Origin of the sequence: Salmonella enterica subsp. arizonae (assembly GCF_008692845.1) — a bacterium.
Lineage (GTDB): Bacteria > Pseudomonadota > Gammaproteobacteria > Enterobacterales > Enterobacteriaceae > Salmonella > Salmonella arizonae.
The window spans coordinates 101,576-117,831 of the sequence record NZ_VXJW01000010.1 but is presented as its reverse complement, the minus strand read 5'-3'; the positions used below and the strand labels follow the sequence as shown (position 1 = coordinate 117,831).

The 16,256-nt window shown below is 50.2% G+C and carries 16 protein-coding genes and 4 pseudogenes; 12 read left to right on the top strand and 8 right to left on the bottom strand.

Annotation, left to right across the window (positions count from 1 at the left end; all coding sequences use genetic code 11):
• Positions 1–32: 32 nt before the first annotated feature.
• A complete protein-coding gene (gene serB / locus F4V61_RS17590) occupies positions 33–920 on the bottom strand; it encodes a phosphoserine phosphatase SerB (RefSeq protein WP_038395274.1) in 888 nt (295 codons plus the stop codon).
• A gap of 216 nt (positions 921–1,136) precedes the next feature.
• On the opposite strand from serB, the gene F4V61_RS17585 reads away from it, so the two are divergent.
• Complete coding sequence (locus F4V61_RS17585; RefSeq protein ID WP_080161314.1) at positions 1,137–2,504, top strand: L-serine ammonia-lyase; 1,368 nt, start codon at positions 1,137–1,139, stop codon at positions 2,502–2,504.
• A gap of 4 nt (positions 2,505–2,508) precedes the next feature.
• Complete coding sequence (locus F4V61_RS17580) at positions 2,509–2,898, top strand: helix-turn-helix domain-containing protein (RefSeq protein ID WP_080161313.1); 390 nt, start codon at positions 2,509–2,511, stop codon at positions 2,896–2,898.
• Here F4V61_RS17580 and fghA read toward each other — a convergent pair.
• On the bottom strand, positions 2,887–3,744 hold the full coding sequence (gene fghA, locus F4V61_RS17575) for an S-formylglutathione hydrolase (RefSeq protein WP_080161312.1): 858 nt from the start codon (positions 3,742–3,744) through the stop codon (positions 2,887–2,889). The two genes, F4V61_RS17580 and fghA, sit on opposite strands and share 12 nt — an antisense overlap.
• 330 nt (positions 3,745–4,074) lie before the next feature.
• Between fghA and folE the strand changes: the two genes are divergently transcribed.
• The 6 genes from folE to mglC all read left to right on the top strand — a co-directional run bounded on the left by folE (position 4,075) and on the right by mglC (position 11,042).
• Positions 4,075–4,743 (top strand): GTP cyclohydrolase I FolE, encoded by a 669-nt coding sequence (folE, locus tag F4V61_RS17570; RefSeq protein ID WP_038395281.1) that lies wholly within the window; start codon positions 4,075–4,077, stop codon positions 4,741–4,743.
• Between the two features lie 14 nt (positions 4,744–4,757).
• Positions 4,758–5,900: a DUF418 domain-containing protein YeiB gene (yeiB, locus tag F4V61_RS17565; protein ID WP_058819121.1), complete on the top strand. Its 1,143-nt coding sequence runs from the start codon at positions 4,758–4,760 to the stop codon at positions 5,898–5,900.
• 149 nt (positions 5,901–6,049) lie between these two features.
• A complete protein-coding gene (gene galS / locus F4V61_RS17560) occupies positions 6,050–7,072 on the top strand; it encodes an HTH-type transcriptional regulator GalS (RefSeq protein ID WP_038395314.1) in 1,023 nt (340 codons plus the stop codon).
• 291 nt (positions 7,073–7,363) lie between these two features.
• The gene (mglB, locus tag F4V61_RS17555; protein WP_001036954.1) at positions 7,364–8,362 is read left to right on the top strand and encodes a galactose/glucose ABC transporter substrate-binding protein MglB; all 999 of its coding nucleotides are present in this window, start codon (positions 7,364–7,366) and stop codon (positions 8,360–8,362) included.
• Positions 8,363–8,495: 133 nt separating this feature from the next.
• Positions 8,496–10,016 (top strand): galactose/methyl galactoside ABC transporter ATP-binding protein MglA, encoded by a 1,521-nt coding sequence (mglA, locus tag F4V61_RS17550; RefSeq protein ID WP_000255142.1) that lies wholly within the window; start codon positions 8,496–8,498, stop codon positions 10,014–10,016.
• A 15-nt stretch (positions 10,017–10,031) separates the two neighbouring features.
• Positions 10,032–11,042: a galactose/methyl galactoside ABC transporter permease MglC gene (mglC, locus tag F4V61_RS17545; RefSeq protein ID WP_000114953.1), complete on the top strand. Its 1,011-nt coding sequence runs from the start codon at positions 10,032–10,034 to the stop codon at positions 11,040–11,042.
• A gap of 48 nt (positions 11,043–11,090) precedes the next feature.
• Here the strand turns inward: mglC and F4V61_RS17540 are convergent.
• Positions 11,091–11,381: pseudogene (locus tag F4V61_RS17540) on the bottom strand (4Fe-4S dicluster-binding protein); the annotation flags it as partial.
• A 17-nt stretch (positions 11,382–11,398) separates the two neighbouring features.
• Positions 11,399–12,507 (bottom strand): IS3 family transposase gene (locus F4V61_RS17535; RefSeq protein WP_150363960.1). Its coding sequence is split into 2 segments (ribosomal slippage): positions 11,399–12,255 and positions 12,255–12,507, totalling 1,110 coding nucleotides; the frame shifts between segments, so codons are not numbered across the junction.
• A gap of 258 nt (positions 12,508–12,765) precedes the next feature.
• Here F4V61_RS17535 and ccdA point away from each other — a divergent pair.
• The 3 genes and pseudogenes from ccdA to F4V61_RS17520 form a co-directional block, all read left to right on the top strand.
• Positions 12,766–12,939 (top strand): type II toxin-antitoxin system antitoxin CcdA, encoded by a 174-nt coding sequence (gene ccdA / locus F4V61_RS17530; protein ID WP_012209976.1) that lies wholly within the window; start codon positions 12,766–12,768, stop codon positions 12,937–12,939.
• A 58-nt stretch (positions 12,940–12,997) separates the two neighbouring features.
• Positions 12,998–13,132 (top strand): annotated as a pseudogene (locus tag F4V61_RS22505) (CcdB family protein); the annotation flags it as partial.
• Between the two features lie 185 nt (positions 13,133–13,317).
• Positions 13,318–13,476 (top strand): annotated as a pseudogene (locus tag F4V61_RS17520) (ISNCY family transposase); the annotation flags it as partial.
• Here the strand turns inward: F4V61_RS17520 and F4V61_RS17515 are convergent.
• The gene (locus F4V61_RS17515) at positions 13,476–14,276 is read right to left on the bottom strand and encodes a DUF1460 domain-containing protein (protein WP_058819117.1); all 801 of its coding nucleotides are present in this window, start codon (positions 14,274–14,276) and stop codon (positions 13,476–13,478) included. The pseudogene F4V61_RS17520 and the gene F4V61_RS17515 sit on opposite strands and share 1 nt — an antisense overlap.
• Positions 14,277–14,483: 207 nt before the next feature.
• On the opposite strand from F4V61_RS17515, the gene F4V61_RS22095 reads away from it, so the two are divergent.
• Positions 14,484–14,648, top strand: coding sequence for a hypothetical protein (locus F4V61_RS22095; RefSeq protein WP_164504055.1), 165 nt, complete (start codon positions 14,484–14,486; stop codon positions 14,646–14,648).
• On the opposite strand, the pseudogene F4V61_RS17510 reads toward F4V61_RS22095, so the two are convergent.
• From F4V61_RS17510 to sanA, 3 genes and pseudogenes are all read right to left on the bottom strand, one after another.
• A pseudogene (locus F4V61_RS17510) lies at positions 14,571–14,947 on the bottom strand (dihydropyrimidine dehydrogenase); the annotation flags it as partial. The gene F4V61_RS22095 and the pseudogene F4V61_RS17510 sit on opposite strands and share 78 nt — an antisense overlap.
• 204 nt (positions 14,948–15,151) lie before the next feature.
• Complete coding sequence (locus F4V61_RS17505; protein WP_000605181.1) at positions 15,152–15,397, bottom strand: DUF2542 family protein; 246 nt, start codon at positions 15,395–15,397, stop codon at positions 15,152–15,154.
• Complete coding sequence (sanA, locus tag F4V61_RS17500; RefSeq protein ID WP_000920069.1) at positions 15,394–16,113, bottom strand: outer membrane permeability protein SanA; 720 nt, start codon at positions 16,111–16,113, stop codon at positions 15,394–15,396. Before sanA ends, F4V61_RS17505 begins: the two co-directional genes overlap by 4 nt.
• Positions 16,114–16,256: the final 143 nt, after the last annotated feature.

Genomic DNA, 16,256 nt, shown 5'->3' with positions numbered 1-16,256 from the left:
TTTAAAATTCCCTTCCGGCGAGGTGAGTCGCGTTATAATTCATCTTCAATAAGAAAAAGAAGCAATTCGAAACCGTGATAATTAATCTGATGGTGGATTTTTTCCCGTACAACCGGCTTCGCTTTCCAGGCAATACCGGTGCCAGCATGTTCTAACATCGGCAGATCGTTGGCGCCATCGCCGCAGGCAATAATATTCTCCGTGGCAATATTTAACCGGGCAGCCAGGTCAACCAGCGTCTGTTTCTTGTTTGCGGCGTTCATAATCGGCAAGGTAATGTTATCCGTCAGAACGTTATCGCGTATTTCAACCGTATTCGAAAAGGCATAATCCAGTTGATACCGCGCTTTTAGACGCTGGGTGAATATATCCAGTCCCCCGGAGATAATCGCGGTTTTAAATCCTTTGGCCTTGATGACTGGCAGAATAGTTAACAGGCCTGGCGAAAGGGTCATGCGATCGCATACGGCGTTCAGCACTGCTTTCGGCGTGCCTTTCAACATTCCGATACGTCGGGTAAAACTGGCGTTAAAATCAAGCTTGCCCTCCATCGCCTGTTGGGTAATGGCGGCGATTTGCGTCGACATGCCAAGCGCGCGGGCAATTTCATCCACGCCTTCTTCCGCAATAAATGTCGAGTCCATATCAAACGCGATAATACCGTTAGCAGGCAGTGGCTGCGGCTTAATAAAAAAATCAAACTGCCAATGCAATGAGAGTTCGCGTAAATAGCGATAAAATTCAGGCGTAAGACATTCCGCTGGCAGCGTAAGTTTTAAATAAGCGGTATTGATAAGCGCGGCATAACGTTTATCAAATAATAGCGGAAACGGCATGGTAACGGCATTAAATAACGTTTCCTGTAATTTTTTCTGAAACGTATCGATATCCTGTGTGGTAATAAAATAAATAGTGCTCATATGATAACTCCCTTAATTTACGGGTATTATAATGACTCTTTTGCGGCGTGGAATCTCGCGCTATCACAGATATCACAGCCAGAAAATGGCTAAAAAAGCGTTGTTTTTGATACCAGGTAAAGTTCAGACACAAAAGGTATCACTTTTGATATGCAAACTGTGCGAGGATGTTATTTATTACTAAACGCGAATGAGACTGAAAGGATTGATATAACGATGGAGAGTTGCCTTGATATATTCAAAATAGTAATAGGTCCATCCAGCTCACGTACCGTAGGGCCGATGCGCGCCGCCTGTCATTTTATTTCATTGCTCAGAGAACAAGAGACGTTGCCGCTAATTCGGGAAATTGAAATCGAGCTATATGGCGCGTTATCGTTAAGCCGCAAGTGCCACAATGTGGATAGCGCCCTTTATCTTGGGCTGCTGGGCTACCAGCCGGAGAATGTCGATCTCCGTTCGTATATGGCGGTGATTAAGCGTGCGGAAAATGAAAACAAAATCGAACTCCCGCTCTCCGACGCGGGTGGAATCACGATAAAAGTCAAGATTATCGCCAATCACCAGGCGCATCCAGGACATCCTTATGCCATGACGTTTCGCGCCAGAGATGATTATTTCACGGTGTATGAAGAGACCTGGTTTTCGACCGGCGCCGGGCAGGTTCGCAAACATGGCGAGCCGCTGACGCCATCGCTTCCTTTGCGTACAGTGTCGCCCTTTGAATTTAGTCATGCCGCGCAGTTGCTGGCGCTGTGTCGGCGTAACGGCCTGTCCGTGGCGGCGCTGATGATGAAAAATGAGCTGTACCGTCACTCGCCACAGACGTTGCAGAATTATCTGGCGCAAATATGGGACGTGATGCAGCAGGCGGTTTATCGCGGCCTGCATACTGAGGGGGTATTACCCGGTCCCTATCAGGTACCGCGGCGCGCCTGTGCGTTACATAAGACGTTACAGGCTAACCGTTCCGCCAGCGATTTTTTAACCGCGCTGAATTGGGTCAATGCCTTCGCGATTGCGGTAGGCGAAGAAAATGCCAGCGGCGGACAGATTGTTACCGCGCCAACCAATGGCGCGTGCGGCATCATTCCGGCAGCGCTCTGCTGGTATGATAAATTCGTCACGCCGCTGGATGCCGGTGCTCTGACCCGTTTCTTCCTGACCGCCGCCGCTATCGCGATATTGTTTAAACAAAACGCCTCTATTCTGGGCTCTGAAGTTGGCTGTCAGGGGGAAATCGGCGTGGCGTGCTCAATGGCGGCGGCGGGCCTGGCTGAACTAATGGGCGCATCCGTGGAGCAAACGCTGAGCGCCGCTGAAATTGCCATGGAACATCATCTGGGATTGACCTGCGATCCGCTGGGCGGGCAGGTACAAATTCCCTGCATAGAAAGAAATGCCATCTCTGCCGTGAAAGCGATAAACGCGGCGACGATGGCGATGAGTCGCGTAAGCGAACCCTGTATTTCGCTCGATGAGATCATTGCTGCGATGTACGAGACCGGTAAAGACATGAGCGCTAAATACCGTGAAACGTATCATGGTTCGCTGGGGAAAATTCAGCCGCGCAAGAGAGGGTAACAGCGTGAAATACAATACGATGAATAACGACGAGATTATCCTGTCGTTGTGCGCCCGCTTAAAGGAGACGCGTCTGTCTCTTTCGATGACCCAGCAGCAGCTTGCCGATCGCGCGCACGTTGGCATCGCCACCATCAAGCGTATCGAGAAGGGGGGAGGGCTCAATCTTGATACGTTAATTTCTCTCCTGCGGGCGCTGGATAAGTTGCATAATCTTGATGCGGTGCTGTTTGAATCCGAGCTGCGTAATTTTCACGAAAGTTATGAAGGCGGAGAGGGCAACGGCCGCCTTCAGATACGCCAGCAGGCCGCGGATTTAAATAATAAATCTTCCGCGCCGCAGTCGGAGGAGGTGAATTACAGCGCGGCGCTGGAAAATTCATTATGTTGGTGACGTCTCACGCTCGTCCCGTAAATACCGGGCATGAAAGCGCAGATGGTCCTCGATGAAGGACGCAATAAAATAATAGCTATGATCGTAGCCAGGCTGGATTCGTAGCGTCATCGGCCAGGCGGTTTGTCGCGCGGCTTCCGCCAGTACGGCGGGCTGAAGCTGATCGGCGAGGAATTGATCGCTGTCGCCCTGATCGATGAGCACAGGAATGGCGTTCTGCGGCTGGCTGGCCAGCATTAATTCGCAGCTATCCCACTCAGTCCAGGCTGATTCATCTTCGCCGAGATAAGCGGTAAGCGCTTTGATTCCCCACGGCACGCGGCTGGGGTTAACGATGGGCGCAAAAGCAGAGACGCTGGTGTATTTACCCGGATTTTTCAGCGCCATGATTAATGCGCCGTGGCCGCCCATCGAGTGCCCGCTGATGGCGCAACGGTCGCTGACGTTAAACTGTGTCTGGATAAGCGCCGGAAGCTCATCGCGCAGGTAATCGTACATGCGATAATGGCTGGCCCAGGGCGGCTGCGTGGCATTGAGATAAAACCCGGCGCCGTAGCCTAAATCGTATCCGCTATCGTTGGCGACCTGCTCGCCGCGCGGACTGGTATCCGGCATCACCAATACGATGCCCAGTTCCGCTGCGATACGTTGCGCGCCTGCTTTGGTAGTGAAATTCTCATCATTGCAGGTTAACCCGGACAACCAGTACAGCACCGGAGGCGGTTCATTATCCTGAGTCGGCGGAAGAAAAATGCTGAATGTCATGGCGCAGTTTAGCGTGGCGGCATGATGACGCCAGCGCTGCTGCCAGCCGCCAAAACATCGGTGCTCTTCGAGCATTTCCATGCGGGGGCTCCTTTTATAGTGAACCTGATAAGGTATGCAGATTCTTCATAATACAGATTATTCACCGCGTTGTGAGTAACTTTTACTTCCGTAATACATTAACTTGCTTCATCATTTAAATAACGTTGTGTTAACAAATAGGGGCTTTGTTCTACCATCATTCTCTCGCCGGATAAAGATGTCATGAAAGGCCGTGACAATTTCAACAATTATGGGTGTGAATACTGGATTATGTGCGCTACCTCACGCACAATAATCACACTGTCACAATATTGACAAACTTTGCCCCATGCAGGGCAGAGGCGCCACACCTGCAGGAGAACACGATTAATGCCATCACTCAGTAAAGAAGCGGCCCTGGTTCATGACGCGCTGGTGGCCAGGGGGCTGGAAACGCCGCTGCGACCGCCTATGGATGAATTAGATAATGAAACGCGAAAACGCCTTATCGCAGGGCATATGACTGAGATTATGCAGTTGCTGAATCTTGATTTGAGCGATGACAGTCTGATGGAAACGCCGCATCGTATCGCGAAGATGTACGTTGACGAGATTTTCGCCGGTCTCGACTATGCCAATTTCCCAAAAATTACCCTCATTGAAAATAAAATGAAGGTAGACGAAATGGTCACCGTCCGCGATATCACGCTGACCAGCACCTGTGAACATCACTTCGTGATCATTGATGGCAAAGCGACCGTCGCATATATCCCCAAAGATTCCGTGATTGGCCTGTCAAAAATTAACCGTATCGTGCAATTTTTCGCCCAGCGCCCGCAGGTTCAGGAACGTTTGACCCAGCAAATTCTGACGGCGCTGCAAACTTTGCTTGGCACCAATAATGTGGCGGTATCCATTGATGCGGTACATTACTGCGTGAAAGCGCGCGGCATTCGTGATGCGACCAGCGCCACGACGACGACCTCACTGGGCGGATTGTTTAAGTCCAGCCAGAATACGCGCCAGGAGTTCCTGCGCGCCGTTCGCCATCATCACTGAGTAAGGCGGAGACGATGGAGCGTAATGTCACGCTGGATTTTGTACGTGGCATCGCCATCCTCGGTATCCTGCTTCTTAACATTAGCGCCTTTGGATTGCCGAAGGCGGCTTATCTCAATCCCGCCTGGTATGGCGCGATCGTTCCCGAAGACGCCTGGCCTTGGGCGATTCTCGATATCGTGGCGCAGGCTAAGTTTCTTACGCTGTTCGCGTTGTTGTTTGGCGCGGGGCTACAAATGCTGCTTCCGCGTGGTAAACAGTGGATTCAGTCGCGCTTAACGCTATTGGTACTGTTAGGTTTTATCCATGCGTTATTCTTTTGGGACGGCGACATTCTGCTGGCCTACGGTCTGGTCGGGTTAATTTGCTGGCGACTGGTACGCGACGCGCCTTCGGTAAAAAGCCTGTTCAATACCGGCGTACTCCTTTATCTGGTCGGGATTGGCGTACTAGTGCTGCTGGGCGTGGTATCGACTAGCGAAACCAGTCGCGCCTGGACGCCGGATGCTTCGGCAATATTGTATGAAAAATACTGGAAGCTGAACGGCGGCATGGAGGCTATCAGCAACCGGGCGGAGATGCTGTCGAATAGTTTACTGGCGCTCGGCGCGCAGTATGGCTGGCAACTGGCGGGTATGATGCTGCTGGGCGCCGCGCTAATGCGTAGCGGCTGGCTGAAAGGTCAGTACAGTCTGCGGCACTATCGCCGTACCGGGTTTCTACTGGTGGCGTTAGGGCTAATGATCAACCTGCCTGCGGTCATTTTACAATGGCGGCTGGACTGGGCGTACCGCTGGTGCGCCTTCTTATTGCAGGCGCCGCGCGAACTGAGCGCGCCGTTGCAAACGCTGGGCTATGCCGCGCTGATGTTTGGCTTCTGGCCGCAGCTTAGCCAATGCAGACTGACGCTTGCCATTGCCTGCGTAGGGCGCATGGCGCTGACCAATTATCTGCTACAGACGATCATCTGTACCACGCTGTTTTATCAGTTTGGCTTATTTATGGAATTCAATCGGCTGGAACTCTTGTTCTTTGTCGTTCCGGTATGGGCAATAAACCTTCTCTTTTCCGTCATCTGGCTACGTTTCTGGCGACAGGGACCGGTCGAGTGGTTATGGCGCCAACTCACGTTGCGCGCGTCAGGATCATCCAGATAACGCTCTGGATCACATTCATTAACAAAATGGCTGTAACCGTTTCCATCCCTGTGATGTTTCTCACGCAGTCCTGTGCAGGGTGCTGACAAAATAGCCGCCTGCTAACGGGGCATTTGTGAGCATTTTTGAACTCAAACAGGGCAGTGAATATGATCACCATTCGTGATGTAGCGCGCCAGGCTGGCGTGTCTGTAGCGACCGTCTCCCGTGTACTGAATAACAGCGCGTTGGTCAGTCCCGACACCCGTGACGCCGTCATGCAGGCTGTCACGCTATTGGGATATCGGCCAAATGCGAATGCGCAAGCGCTGGCCACGCAGGTGAGCGACACCATCGGCGTCGTGGTCATGGATGTTTCCGATGCCTTTTTCGGCGCTCTGGTGAAAGCTGTGGATCTGGTCGCGCAGCAGCACCAGAAATATGTTCTCATTGGCAACAGTTATCATGAGGCGGAAAAAGAGCGTCATGCGATAGAAGTCTTGATCCGCCAGCGTTGTAACGCATTGATTGTTCATTCAAAAGCCTTAACCGATCGCGAGCTGGGCGACTTCATGGATCAGATCCCCGGCATGGTGCTAATTAACCGTATCGTTCAGGGTTATGCGCATCGTTGCGTCTGCCTCGACAACGTGAGCGGCGCCAGAATGGCGACCCGAATGTTGCTGAATAATGGACATCAGCGCATCGGCTACCTGGCCTCCAGTCACCGTATTGAAGATGACGCGATGCGCAGAGAAGGGTGGTTAACCGCGTTGCAAGAGCAGGGGGTTTCTGCGCCGGAGAGCTGGGTTGGTACCGGCACGCCGGATATGCAGGGCGGCGAGTCGGCAATGGTTGAATTGCTGGGGCGTAATCTGCAATTGACAGCGGTATTTGCTTATAACGATAACATGGCCGCGGGTGCGCTGACGGCGTTAAAAGATAACGGTATCGCCATTCCCTTGCATCTGTCCATCATCGGTTTCGATGATATCCCTATCGCGCGTTATACCGATCCTCAGTTGACGACTGTGCGCTATCCTATTGCTTCTATGGCGAAAATCGCGACGGAACTGGCGTTACAGGGCGCAGCAGGCACGCTGAATATCACAGCGACGCACTGCTTTATGCCGACGCTGGTGCGACGCCATTCAGTGGCGTTGCGGCAAAATGCGGTCATGATCACTAACTGATTACTCACCCCATGTAACCGTTTTCAATCTGTGAGTAAATTCACAGTTTATTAACATTGTGATGGCTATGATGACAACGTTTGTCGCACTGTAACTGATATGTAACAGTTTCTGATCAGTTTTGCTGGGGTATTTCGCTTATAAAAATCATTATCACGATATCCCGCGACTACCGGACACAAAATAAAGAGTTGAATAAATAGGCTACGGCGTTCAGTAACACGACGTTAACTTCCTGAACCGCCGGGCATTTTCTTACGCTATACCCTACATAATAAAACCGGAGCTACCATGAATAAGAAGGTACTGACCCTTTCTGCCGTGATGGCAAGTCTGTTATTCGGCGCGCAAGCGCACGCGGCTGATACCCGTATTGGCGTGACGATTTATAAATATGACGATAACTTTATGTCCGTCGTGCGTAAGGCTATTGAAAAAGATGGCAAATCCGCGCCGGATGTTCAGCTACTGATGAATGACTCGCAAAACGATCAATCCAAACAGAATGATCAAATTGACGTTTTATTGGCGAAAGGGGTTAAAGCTCTGGCGATTAACCTGGTCGATCCGGCAGCCGCCGGTACGGTAATTGAAAAAGCGCGCGGGCAAAATGTGCCGGTGGTGTTCTTTAACAAAGAGCCTTCCCGCAAAGCGCTGGACAGCTATGACAAGGCGTATTATGTCGGGACTGACTCTAAAGAATCCGGCGTGATTCAGGGCGACTTGATTGCCAAACACTGGCAGGCGAATCAGGGGTGGGATCTGAATAAAGACGGTAAAATTCAGTATGTTCTGCTGAAAGGCGAACCGGGGCATCCGGATGCTGAAGCCCGTACGACGTATGTGGTGAAAGAGTTAAATGCTAAAGGTATTCAAACCGAGCAACTGGCGTTAGACACCGCCATGTGGGATACCGCGCAGGCAAAAGATAAGATGGATGCCTGGCTGTCTGGCCCGAACGCTAACAAGATTGAAGTGGTTATCGCGAATAACGATGCGATGGCGATGGGCGCGGTAGAGGCGCTGAAAGCGCATAATAAATCGTCGATTCCGGTCTTTGGCGTCGATGCGTTACCGGAAGCCCTGGCGCTGGTGAAATCGGGCGCGATGGCCGGTACGGTACTGAATGACGCCAACAATCAGGCGAAAGCGACATTCGATCTGGCGAAAAACCTCGCCGAAGGCAAGGGCGCGGCTGACGGCACCAACTGGAAGATTGAGAACAAAATTGTGCGCGTGCCTTATGTCGGCGTGGACAAAGACAATCTGAGCGAATTTACCCAAAAATAACTTTTCCGTTTGTGGGCGCAATTTTGTTGCGCCCTGAAACTGTGGAAGGGTGACGCGCCGTAGAGCGGATAAGGTATTTCCTCTGCCATCCGGCACGGATAGCAATAATTAAAAAGGCCGACAAGGTATCATTATGGTCAGCACGATCTCTCCGTCGTCGGGTGAATATTTGTTGGAAATGCGTGGCATCAACAAATCATTTCCCGGCGTGAAAGCGCTTGATAATGTCAACTTAAACGTTCGTCCGCACTCTATTCATGCATTAATGGGCGAAAACGGCGCAGGCAAATCAACATTATTAAAATGTCTTTTCGGGATTTATCAAAAAGATTCCGGCAGCATTATATTTCAGGGAAAAGAAGTGGATTTCCATTCCGCGAAAGAAGCGCTGGAGAATGGGATTTCGATGGTACATCAGGAGTTAAACCTGGTATTGCAGCGTTCGGTCATGGATAACATGTGGCTGGGACGTTATCCCACTAAAGGTATGTTTGTCGACCAGGATAAAATGTACCAGGATACCAAAGCGATATTTGATGAACTGGATATCAATATTGACCCGCGCGCACGCGTGGGAACGTTATCCGTTTCGCAAATGCAGATGATCGAAATTGCGAAGGCGTTTTCCTATAACGCTAAAATCGTTATTATGGACGAACCAACCTCATCGTTAACCGAGAAAGAGGTTAATCATCTGTTTACCATTATCCGCAAGCTGAAAGAGCGCGGCTGCGGTATTGTCTATATCTCGCATAAAATGGAAGAAATTTTCCAGTTGTGCGATGAAATTACTATCCTGCGCGACGGCCAGTGGATTGCCACCCAGCCGCTGGAAGGGCTGGATATGAATAAGATCATTGCAATGATGGTCGGGCGTTCCCTGAACCAGCGCTTTCCGGATAAGGAAAATAAACCGGGCGAGGTGATTCTGGAGGTGCGTAACCTGACCTCTCTGCGTCAGCCTTCTATTCGCGATGTCTCCTTCGATCTGCACAAAGGCGAAATTCTGGGCATTGCCGGTCTGGTTGGAGCAAAGCGTACCGATATTGTCGAAACGCTGTTCGGTATTCGTGAGAAGTCGTCCGGTACGATCACTTTACATGGCAAGAAAATTAACAATCACAATGCGAACGAAGCGATTAACCACGGTTTTGCGCTGGTGACGGAAGAACGTCGCTCCACTGGAATTTACGCCTATCTTGATATCGGCTTTAACTCATTAATTTCGAATATCCACAATTATAAAAATAAAGTGGGGTTACTGGATAATTCCCGGATGAAAAGCGATACCCAATGGGTCATTGATTCCATGCGAGTAAAAACGCCGGGGCATCGTACGCTAATTGGTTCGCTTTCCGGCGGCAATCAGCAAAAAGTGATCATTGGTCGCTGGCTATTAACGCAGCCGGAAATATTAATGCTGGACGAACCGACCCGTGGTATTGATGTCGGCGCGAAATTTGAAATTTATCAGCTTATTGCGGAGCTGGCGAAAAAAGGGAAGGGAATCATCATTATCTCTTCTGAAATGCCGGAGCTATTAGGAATTACCGATCGTATCCTGGTGATGAGCAACGGTCTCGTTTCCGGCATTGTCGATACTAAAACAACAACGCAAAACGAAATTTTGCGTCTTGCTTCTTTGCACCTTTAAGATCAGGGGCTCCTTATGAGTGTGTTAAATAAGAAAAGTTTTCTTACTTATCTGAAAGAGGGCGGAATTTACGTCGTTCTTTTAGTTTTGCTGGCAATTATTATTTTCCAGGACCCGACTTTTTTAAGTTTGCTGAATTTAAGTAATATTCTGACGCAATCTTCGGTACGTATCATTATCGCGCTGGGCGTGGCGGGATTAATCGTCACCCAAGGGACAGATCTGTCGGCAGGGCGTCAGGTAGGACTGGCGGCGGTGGTGGCGGCAACGTTACTTCAATCGATGGAAAACGCCAATAAAGTGTTTCCGGAAATGGCGACCATGCCGATTGCGGTGGTCATCCTGGTTGTCTGTGCGATTGGCGCTGTGATTGGCCTGGTAAACGGCATCATCATTGCTTACCTGAATGTGACGCCGTTTATTACTACACTCGGCACGATGATTATCGTTTACGGGATCAACTCCCTTTACTATGACTTTGTCGGCGCTTCGCCCATTTCTGGCTTTGACAGCGGCTTTTCCACCTTTGCGCAGGGCTTTGTGGCGATGGGCAGTTTCCGGCTCTCATACATCACCTTTTACGCCCTGATTGCGGTAGCGTTTGTCTGGGTACTGTGGAATAAGACCCGCTTTGGTAAAAACATTTTTGCTATTGGCGGCAATCCGGAAGCGGCGAAAGTTTCTGGGGTAAACGTGGCGCTGAACCTGCTGATGATTTACGCGCTCTCCGGTGTGTTTTATGCTTTCGGCGGCTTACTGGAGGCGGGGCGTATTGGTTCTGCAACCAACAACCTCGGCTTTATGTATGAGCTGGACGCGATTGCCGCGTGCGTCGTCGGCGGCGTATCGTTTAGCGGCGGGGTGGGTACGGTCTTCGGCGTGGTGACTGGCGTCATTATCTTTACCGTCATCAACTATGGTCTGACCTATATCGGGGTAAACCCATACTGGCAGTACATTATCAAAGGGGGCATTATCATCTTCGCCGTGGCGCTGGACTCGCTGAAATACGCGCGTAAGAAGTAGTGGCTAACCCGGCGCAGCGAAACTTTGCGCCGGGCTTCACGCCATGAGCTACAGCGTCAACGCGTGCTCTTTTTCACCTTTTTTAACTCTGACCTCGCCTAAATCAATACAGGCTACCGGGCAGACATGGCCGCACAGCAGACAGCCGACGCATTTTTCAGTGTTGCAGTGCTGGGTGCGGCTGTATTCATCCCACTCCATCGCCTGATGGCCGCCGTCATAACATGAGATATAGCAACGTCCGCAACCGACGCATTTTTCCTGATTAATCTGCGGATAGACGATATAGCTGCGATCCAGATCTTCTGCAGGGATAATATTGTTATTCGCCAGCCCGATTGTAGTCCCTCCGGTTTTTAGTACCACTGCCAGTTAGAGTCTCCGGCCAGTTTTTGCCTTGCATAGGTAACCGGCGGTATGCCGCCAGGTGAGCTATGCGGGCGTTCCTCGTTATATTCCGTTCGCCGGTTTTCTGTTAACTCTCGGACTTCAGACAGCGTTCGGAACAGATACATATCGAGTATTTCTGTTCGTAATGTCTTATTGAACCGTTCGATAAATCCGTTCTGCATTGGCTTTCCCGGTTGAATAAAATCCAGTATGACTCCATGCTGCTCGGCCCACTCCGACAGGACGGCGGCGGTAAGTTCCGGTCCATTATCACTTCGGATAAACGCCGGATAGCCTCTTTCGGCGCTGAGCCGCTCCAAAACGCGCACTACGCGATGCGCCGGGATATTTAAGTCCACTTCGACTGCCTGCGCTTCCCGATTAAAATCATCGGCTACGTTAAACAATCTGAACCGCCTTCCATCCATCAGCGCGTCACTCATAAAATCCACTGACCAACAGGGATTCATGTTAATGGGGACCGCCAAAGGCTGCGGGTTCCGGTTGGGCAAGCGTTTTTTACCCTTGCGTCTGAGGTTTAGTTTTAACCGACAATATATCCGGTAAACGCGTTTCTTATTCCACGATAACCCTGCCTGACGCAGCTTGTTGAACATCAAGCCAAATCCATAGGCCGGATAGTGATGCGCCAGATCCTGTAGCGCCTCGATCACCGGAATATCCCGTTCGGCATTCGGGCGATAATGCAAAAGGCTTTGGCTAATACCAATAATTCGGCCCCCGCGTCGCTCGCTGGTCTGATGTTCCGTCATGACATAGCGCACCAGTTTACGTTTTTCGGGAACCGTTAAAGTTTTTTTGCGACGACATCCTTAAGGATTTCATGATCCAGGCTCAAAGACGCGTACATTTGCTTCAATCGCCGGTTTTCTTCTTCCAGCTCTTTCATGCGTTTGATATCCGGGGACTCCATGCCGCCATATTTGGATTTCCAGTTATCGTAGCTGGCTTCGGAAACACCATTCTCACGACAAACCTCCTTCACATGTCGACCGCCTTCACCTTCTTTCAGGACTCTCAGGATCTGGGATTCGGTGAAACGTATTTTCTTCATAGCGTACCTCCATTGGTCGTATTTTAACCAGAGGACTCTATTAAGCGGTAAGACTAAATTTGGGGGAGACTACAGTCTCTGCTCATGGAGGCCAGCGTAAATCCGTCACACAGACGGTTGCGGCCTGAGAAGTGGGAAGCTTCGCCGTTTACGGCGGGGAGCAGTCACTATATGCTTAACCGAATATCATGAGTATGTAATAAGGGGGGCATTATGAAGCAGCGCATTACGGTCACGGTTGACAGTGACAGCTATTAGTTGCTCAAGGCATACGACGTCAATATCTCCAGACTTGTGAGTACGACCATGCAGCACGAAGCCCGTCGTCTGCGTGCGAAACGCTGGCAGGCTGAAAATCAGGAAGGGATGGCCGAGGTCGCCCTGTTTATTGAAACAAACGGCTCCTTTGCCGATGAAAACAGGGACTGGTGAAATGCAGTTCAGGGTTTACGCCTATAAAAAAGAAAGCCGCTACTGCCTGTAGAGTGACATCATTGACACGCCGGGACGCAGAATGGTGATCCCGCTGGCCAGAGCCCTCCTGCTGTCAGATAAAGTCTCCCGTGAACTGTATCCGGTTGTGCATATCGGGGAGGAAAGTTACCGCCTGATGACCACCGACATTCTAATGTCACTTTTAACCCATTTAGTGATGTCACTTTTTCTGGCATGAAGGATCCAATCCTCAGGCCATGGGGACATCAGGATGCTTGTAACCATGTCAGATAAAGAACTCAGCCGGATCAACGTCATTCAGTCAGTTGTTGAAAAACGTATGCTCCGGCGTAATGCCGCCCATCAGCTGAATAATTGGCTCAGGACAAGATGGATGAACTGGAACGAAGTGGAAAACGGGACAGGAGTAAAAAAATGCCTAAGCGACGTGCACAGGCCAGTGTTCAGGAACAAATGAGGGCCATCAATCCCGTACTGGCGAACCCGAAAGAGTTCAGAGCCAGTCTGAAACGTCACTCGGCCCGCAGCACGACGATGCCCGGTTTCGCGCGCATGTATTCCAGAAACGGCGAATCCACCACTTTTCTGTTGGCGGCCAGCGAAGAGGCATTCCTGAACCATACCTGCCCGTCGTGGCGAACCACGATACCCACATGCGAAACGTCCAGCCCTTCAAGCGGAGAGTAGACGCCGACATAATCCCCGTTTCTCATCTGGTCCAGCACCTGCTGACTGATGGCCTTTCCGGGAATGTAATTTATTTTACGGGAATGAATGCCCAGACCCGGAATGTACTCCCCCCCGTCAGGTTTACGGTTAAGCTGTTTGTCCGCAGTGGCATAGTCAGGGCTGATATCCGGCGTGACGTCCCGGGCATTGCGTGGTGTGGTGGCAAACCAGTCAGAGAAGAAGTGCCGGCGGCTGAGGTAGTCAACGTTCCCTCCGGTGTAACGAACCTCTGTAAGATTATGCAGGAACGATTTCTGATCATGGCTGCGGGTCAGGGCCTCAACGTAATCTGCTAGGGTAAAGCAGTCCACGCCGTTGAAATTCACGACAAGCGATTCGGGAGTGTCGGGCCCGCCGATAAGTGTATCTGCCTGGTAAGGCGTACCGAGAAAAGCAGATGACACGCGGCTGATAACTTCCCCGTGATTTTCACCTGAAGAAGGGATGACATCCGAGCGAATAATCTTGTTTACTTTTTCTGCCGTAACGCTGTCCATGATAGTCTGATATTTTTCTGGGCCGGGCGCGGCACAGGCCGTCAGATACGCCGACATAAATAAAACCGTCCATACTTTTACTTTCATAATCTCTTTCTTAAAGGTAAAAATCTCACCTGTACCTTTAAGGAAGATGATTGTAATAGATACAAAAAAGTGCTATCGGTTGATCCTTGGTTGAAAGATCAGGAATCGGATGGTGCGGAATGTGAAGGCTATCACGCGACCTGACTCTCTTTCGTTTTTGCAGGGTTATCTTGTGGGGGCTGATTGCTCAGTGATGCCTGACTGCGAGTGGTTGTCGGAAATTTCGGCGGTTCCGGCGTAGAACCCCAGATTGATGGTTGTGACCACCACTGGTTCGAGAACCGTGCACCCGCCTTTTCCGCGCGTTTTACTCCCAGGCTGATAAATCTGCATGGCGGTCTGCTGTTCAAAATCGGTAATAAAACGCTGTAGACGCGCAATATCAATAGGCTTATCTATCCCGGAGCGCGTACATCCGCGCTGACATAATTTTTCCGTTGGACAGACTCTGGCGCAGACGGCGCCAAGCGCGTTATTTTTCCGGATAGTTTCCGCTGCGCCTTTAAAATTACGGAAATAAAGAGAACGAATAAATTTCCCCGGATCGGTTTGCGCCGGACAATCCTGACTACAGGGGGCATCGTGACATAATAAACAGCGGGAAGCCTCTTTTATTGCCAGTAATGGCGTAAACCAGACGTGAGTTCATCCAGATAATTTTCTTGCGGCATATAATCTTCCTTAATGCTTGAATAAATTAAGGCGAAACGCAAACAACGCGTTTTTATGATCCAAAATCTACAGCCAGCCTAAGCATTGAAAGGAAGGGGCTCTGTGAAAGTATTCACAAAAAAATGAAACCAGAATGCAAAACAGCATTTGTTCCTTACATCATAATAATTATTATTCTCAGTTTTAAGGTGATAATAAATAGATTAACGATAAAAAAGAAAATAAAAAATCATTCCAGTAAATAAAAAACCACACCCGGTATAAAGAAAAAGATAAGACCAATATTGTATGGGATCGGCATGGCGATAGACATAAACCGGTTCTCGCGTATTTTTGACAATTTTATCTACCGCGCCGGTTCGCCAGCCTTTCCAGGCTTCACGGAAACAAAAAAGAGGGAGTAGCAGAAAGGCTAAGGCGACAAATATTGTCTGTACATCCATGATCATTTCCCTTTTTTCTTTTCCAGTTCAAGCAATTGTTCTGGCGTAACTGCCGGATATCCCTGGGCGTCGTTCGGCACCTGATGCTGCGTTGGGATCGGTACTAGCGGGCCTAAAAAACGTGGTTCGCGTTTAAAAATATACAGATCCGCCAGAGCGCTAAAACGGGCGCCAAATTCGCGCAGGCGTACTGTCAGCATATTTTTGGGCGAAGGTACCGCATAACACTGCGCCTGAATGCCCATATGTAGCGCGATAAACAAGGCGCGTTCACAGTGGAAACGCTGAGTGATGATAATAAAATCGTTAGTATCAAAAACCTTGCGGGTACGCACAATGGAGTCAAGCGTCCGGAAGCCAGCATAATCAAGCACGATATCGGCAGGATCGACGCCCGCCGCGATAAGGTCTTTACGCATGGTCATCGGTTCGTTATAGCTTTGCAGGGCGTTGTCGCCGCTGAGCAGCAGATAATTGACTTTGCCGCTGTTGTAGGCGTTTAACGCGCCCTGAATACGGTAACGGTAATACTGATTAATCACGCCCTTGCGATAGTATTTGGCCGTTCCCAGTACCACGCCAACCTGGCGGTAGGGGAGATCCTGCAATTCGTCATAGATATAGGGCGCCGTTTTCCAGCTCATCCACCGATCGAGGCCAAGCACCGTCAGCAGCAGCAAGCCTACCAGGAACAACAGGCTGTAAAACACGCGCTTTAACATGCAGGAACTCGATACCAGGATGAAAGTGCAATCAGGCTACTGTACCCGAAGACGTAGCGCAAGAAACCGCCGTCTGATTGCGGAGATTTTCAGCATCATAGTCAGATGCCAAAGTATACATGTTCTAAATAGCTGCGCGGAAT

Excerpts from the sequence above, each read along its gene's own strand:
- serB (WP_038395274.1), bottom strand. The coding sequence starts at position 920 with ATGAGCACTATTTATTTTATTACCACACAGGATATCGATACGTTTCAG.
- F4V61_RS17585 (WP_080161314.1), top strand. The coding sequence starts at position 1,137 with ATGGAGAGTTGCCTTGATATATTCAAAATAGTAATAGGTCCATCCAGC.
- fghA (WP_080161312.1), bottom strand. The coding sequence starts at position 3,744 with ATGGAAATGCTCGAAGAGCACCGATGTTTTGGCGGCTGGCAGCAGCGC.
- folE (WP_038395281.1), top strand. The coding sequence starts at position 4,075 with ATGCCATCACTCAGTAAAGAAGCGGCCCTGGTTCATGACGCGCTGGTG.
- yeiB (WP_058819121.1), top strand. The coding sequence starts at position 4,758 with ATGGAGCGTAATGTCACGCTGGATTTTGTACGTGGCATCGCCATCCTC.
- galS (WP_038395314.1), top strand. The coding sequence starts at position 6,050 with ATGATCACCATTCGTGATGTAGCGCGCCAGGCTGGCGTGTCTGTAGCG.
- mglB (WP_001036954.1), top strand. The coding sequence starts at position 7,364 with ATGAATAAGAAGGTACTGACCCTTTCTGCCGTGATGGCAAGTCTGTTA.
- mglA (WP_000255142.1), top strand. The coding sequence starts at position 8,496 with ATGGTCAGCACGATCTCTCCGTCGTCGGGTGAATATTTGTTGGAAATG.
- mglC (WP_000114953.1), top strand. The coding sequence starts at position 10,032 with ATGAGTGTGTTAAATAAGAAAAGTTTTCTTACTTATCTGAAAGAGGGC.
- F4V61_RS17515 (WP_058819117.1), bottom strand. The coding sequence starts at position 14,276 with ATGAAAGTAAAAGTATGGACGGTTTTATTTATGTCGGCGTATCTGACG.
- F4V61_RS17505 (WP_000605181.1), bottom strand. The coding sequence starts at position 15,397 with ATGATCATGGATGTACAGACAATATTTGTCGCCTTAGCCTTTCTGCTA.
- sanA (WP_000920069.1), bottom strand. The coding sequence starts at position 16,113 with ATGTTAAAGCGCGTGTTTTACAGCCTGTTGTTCCTGGTAGGCTTGCTG.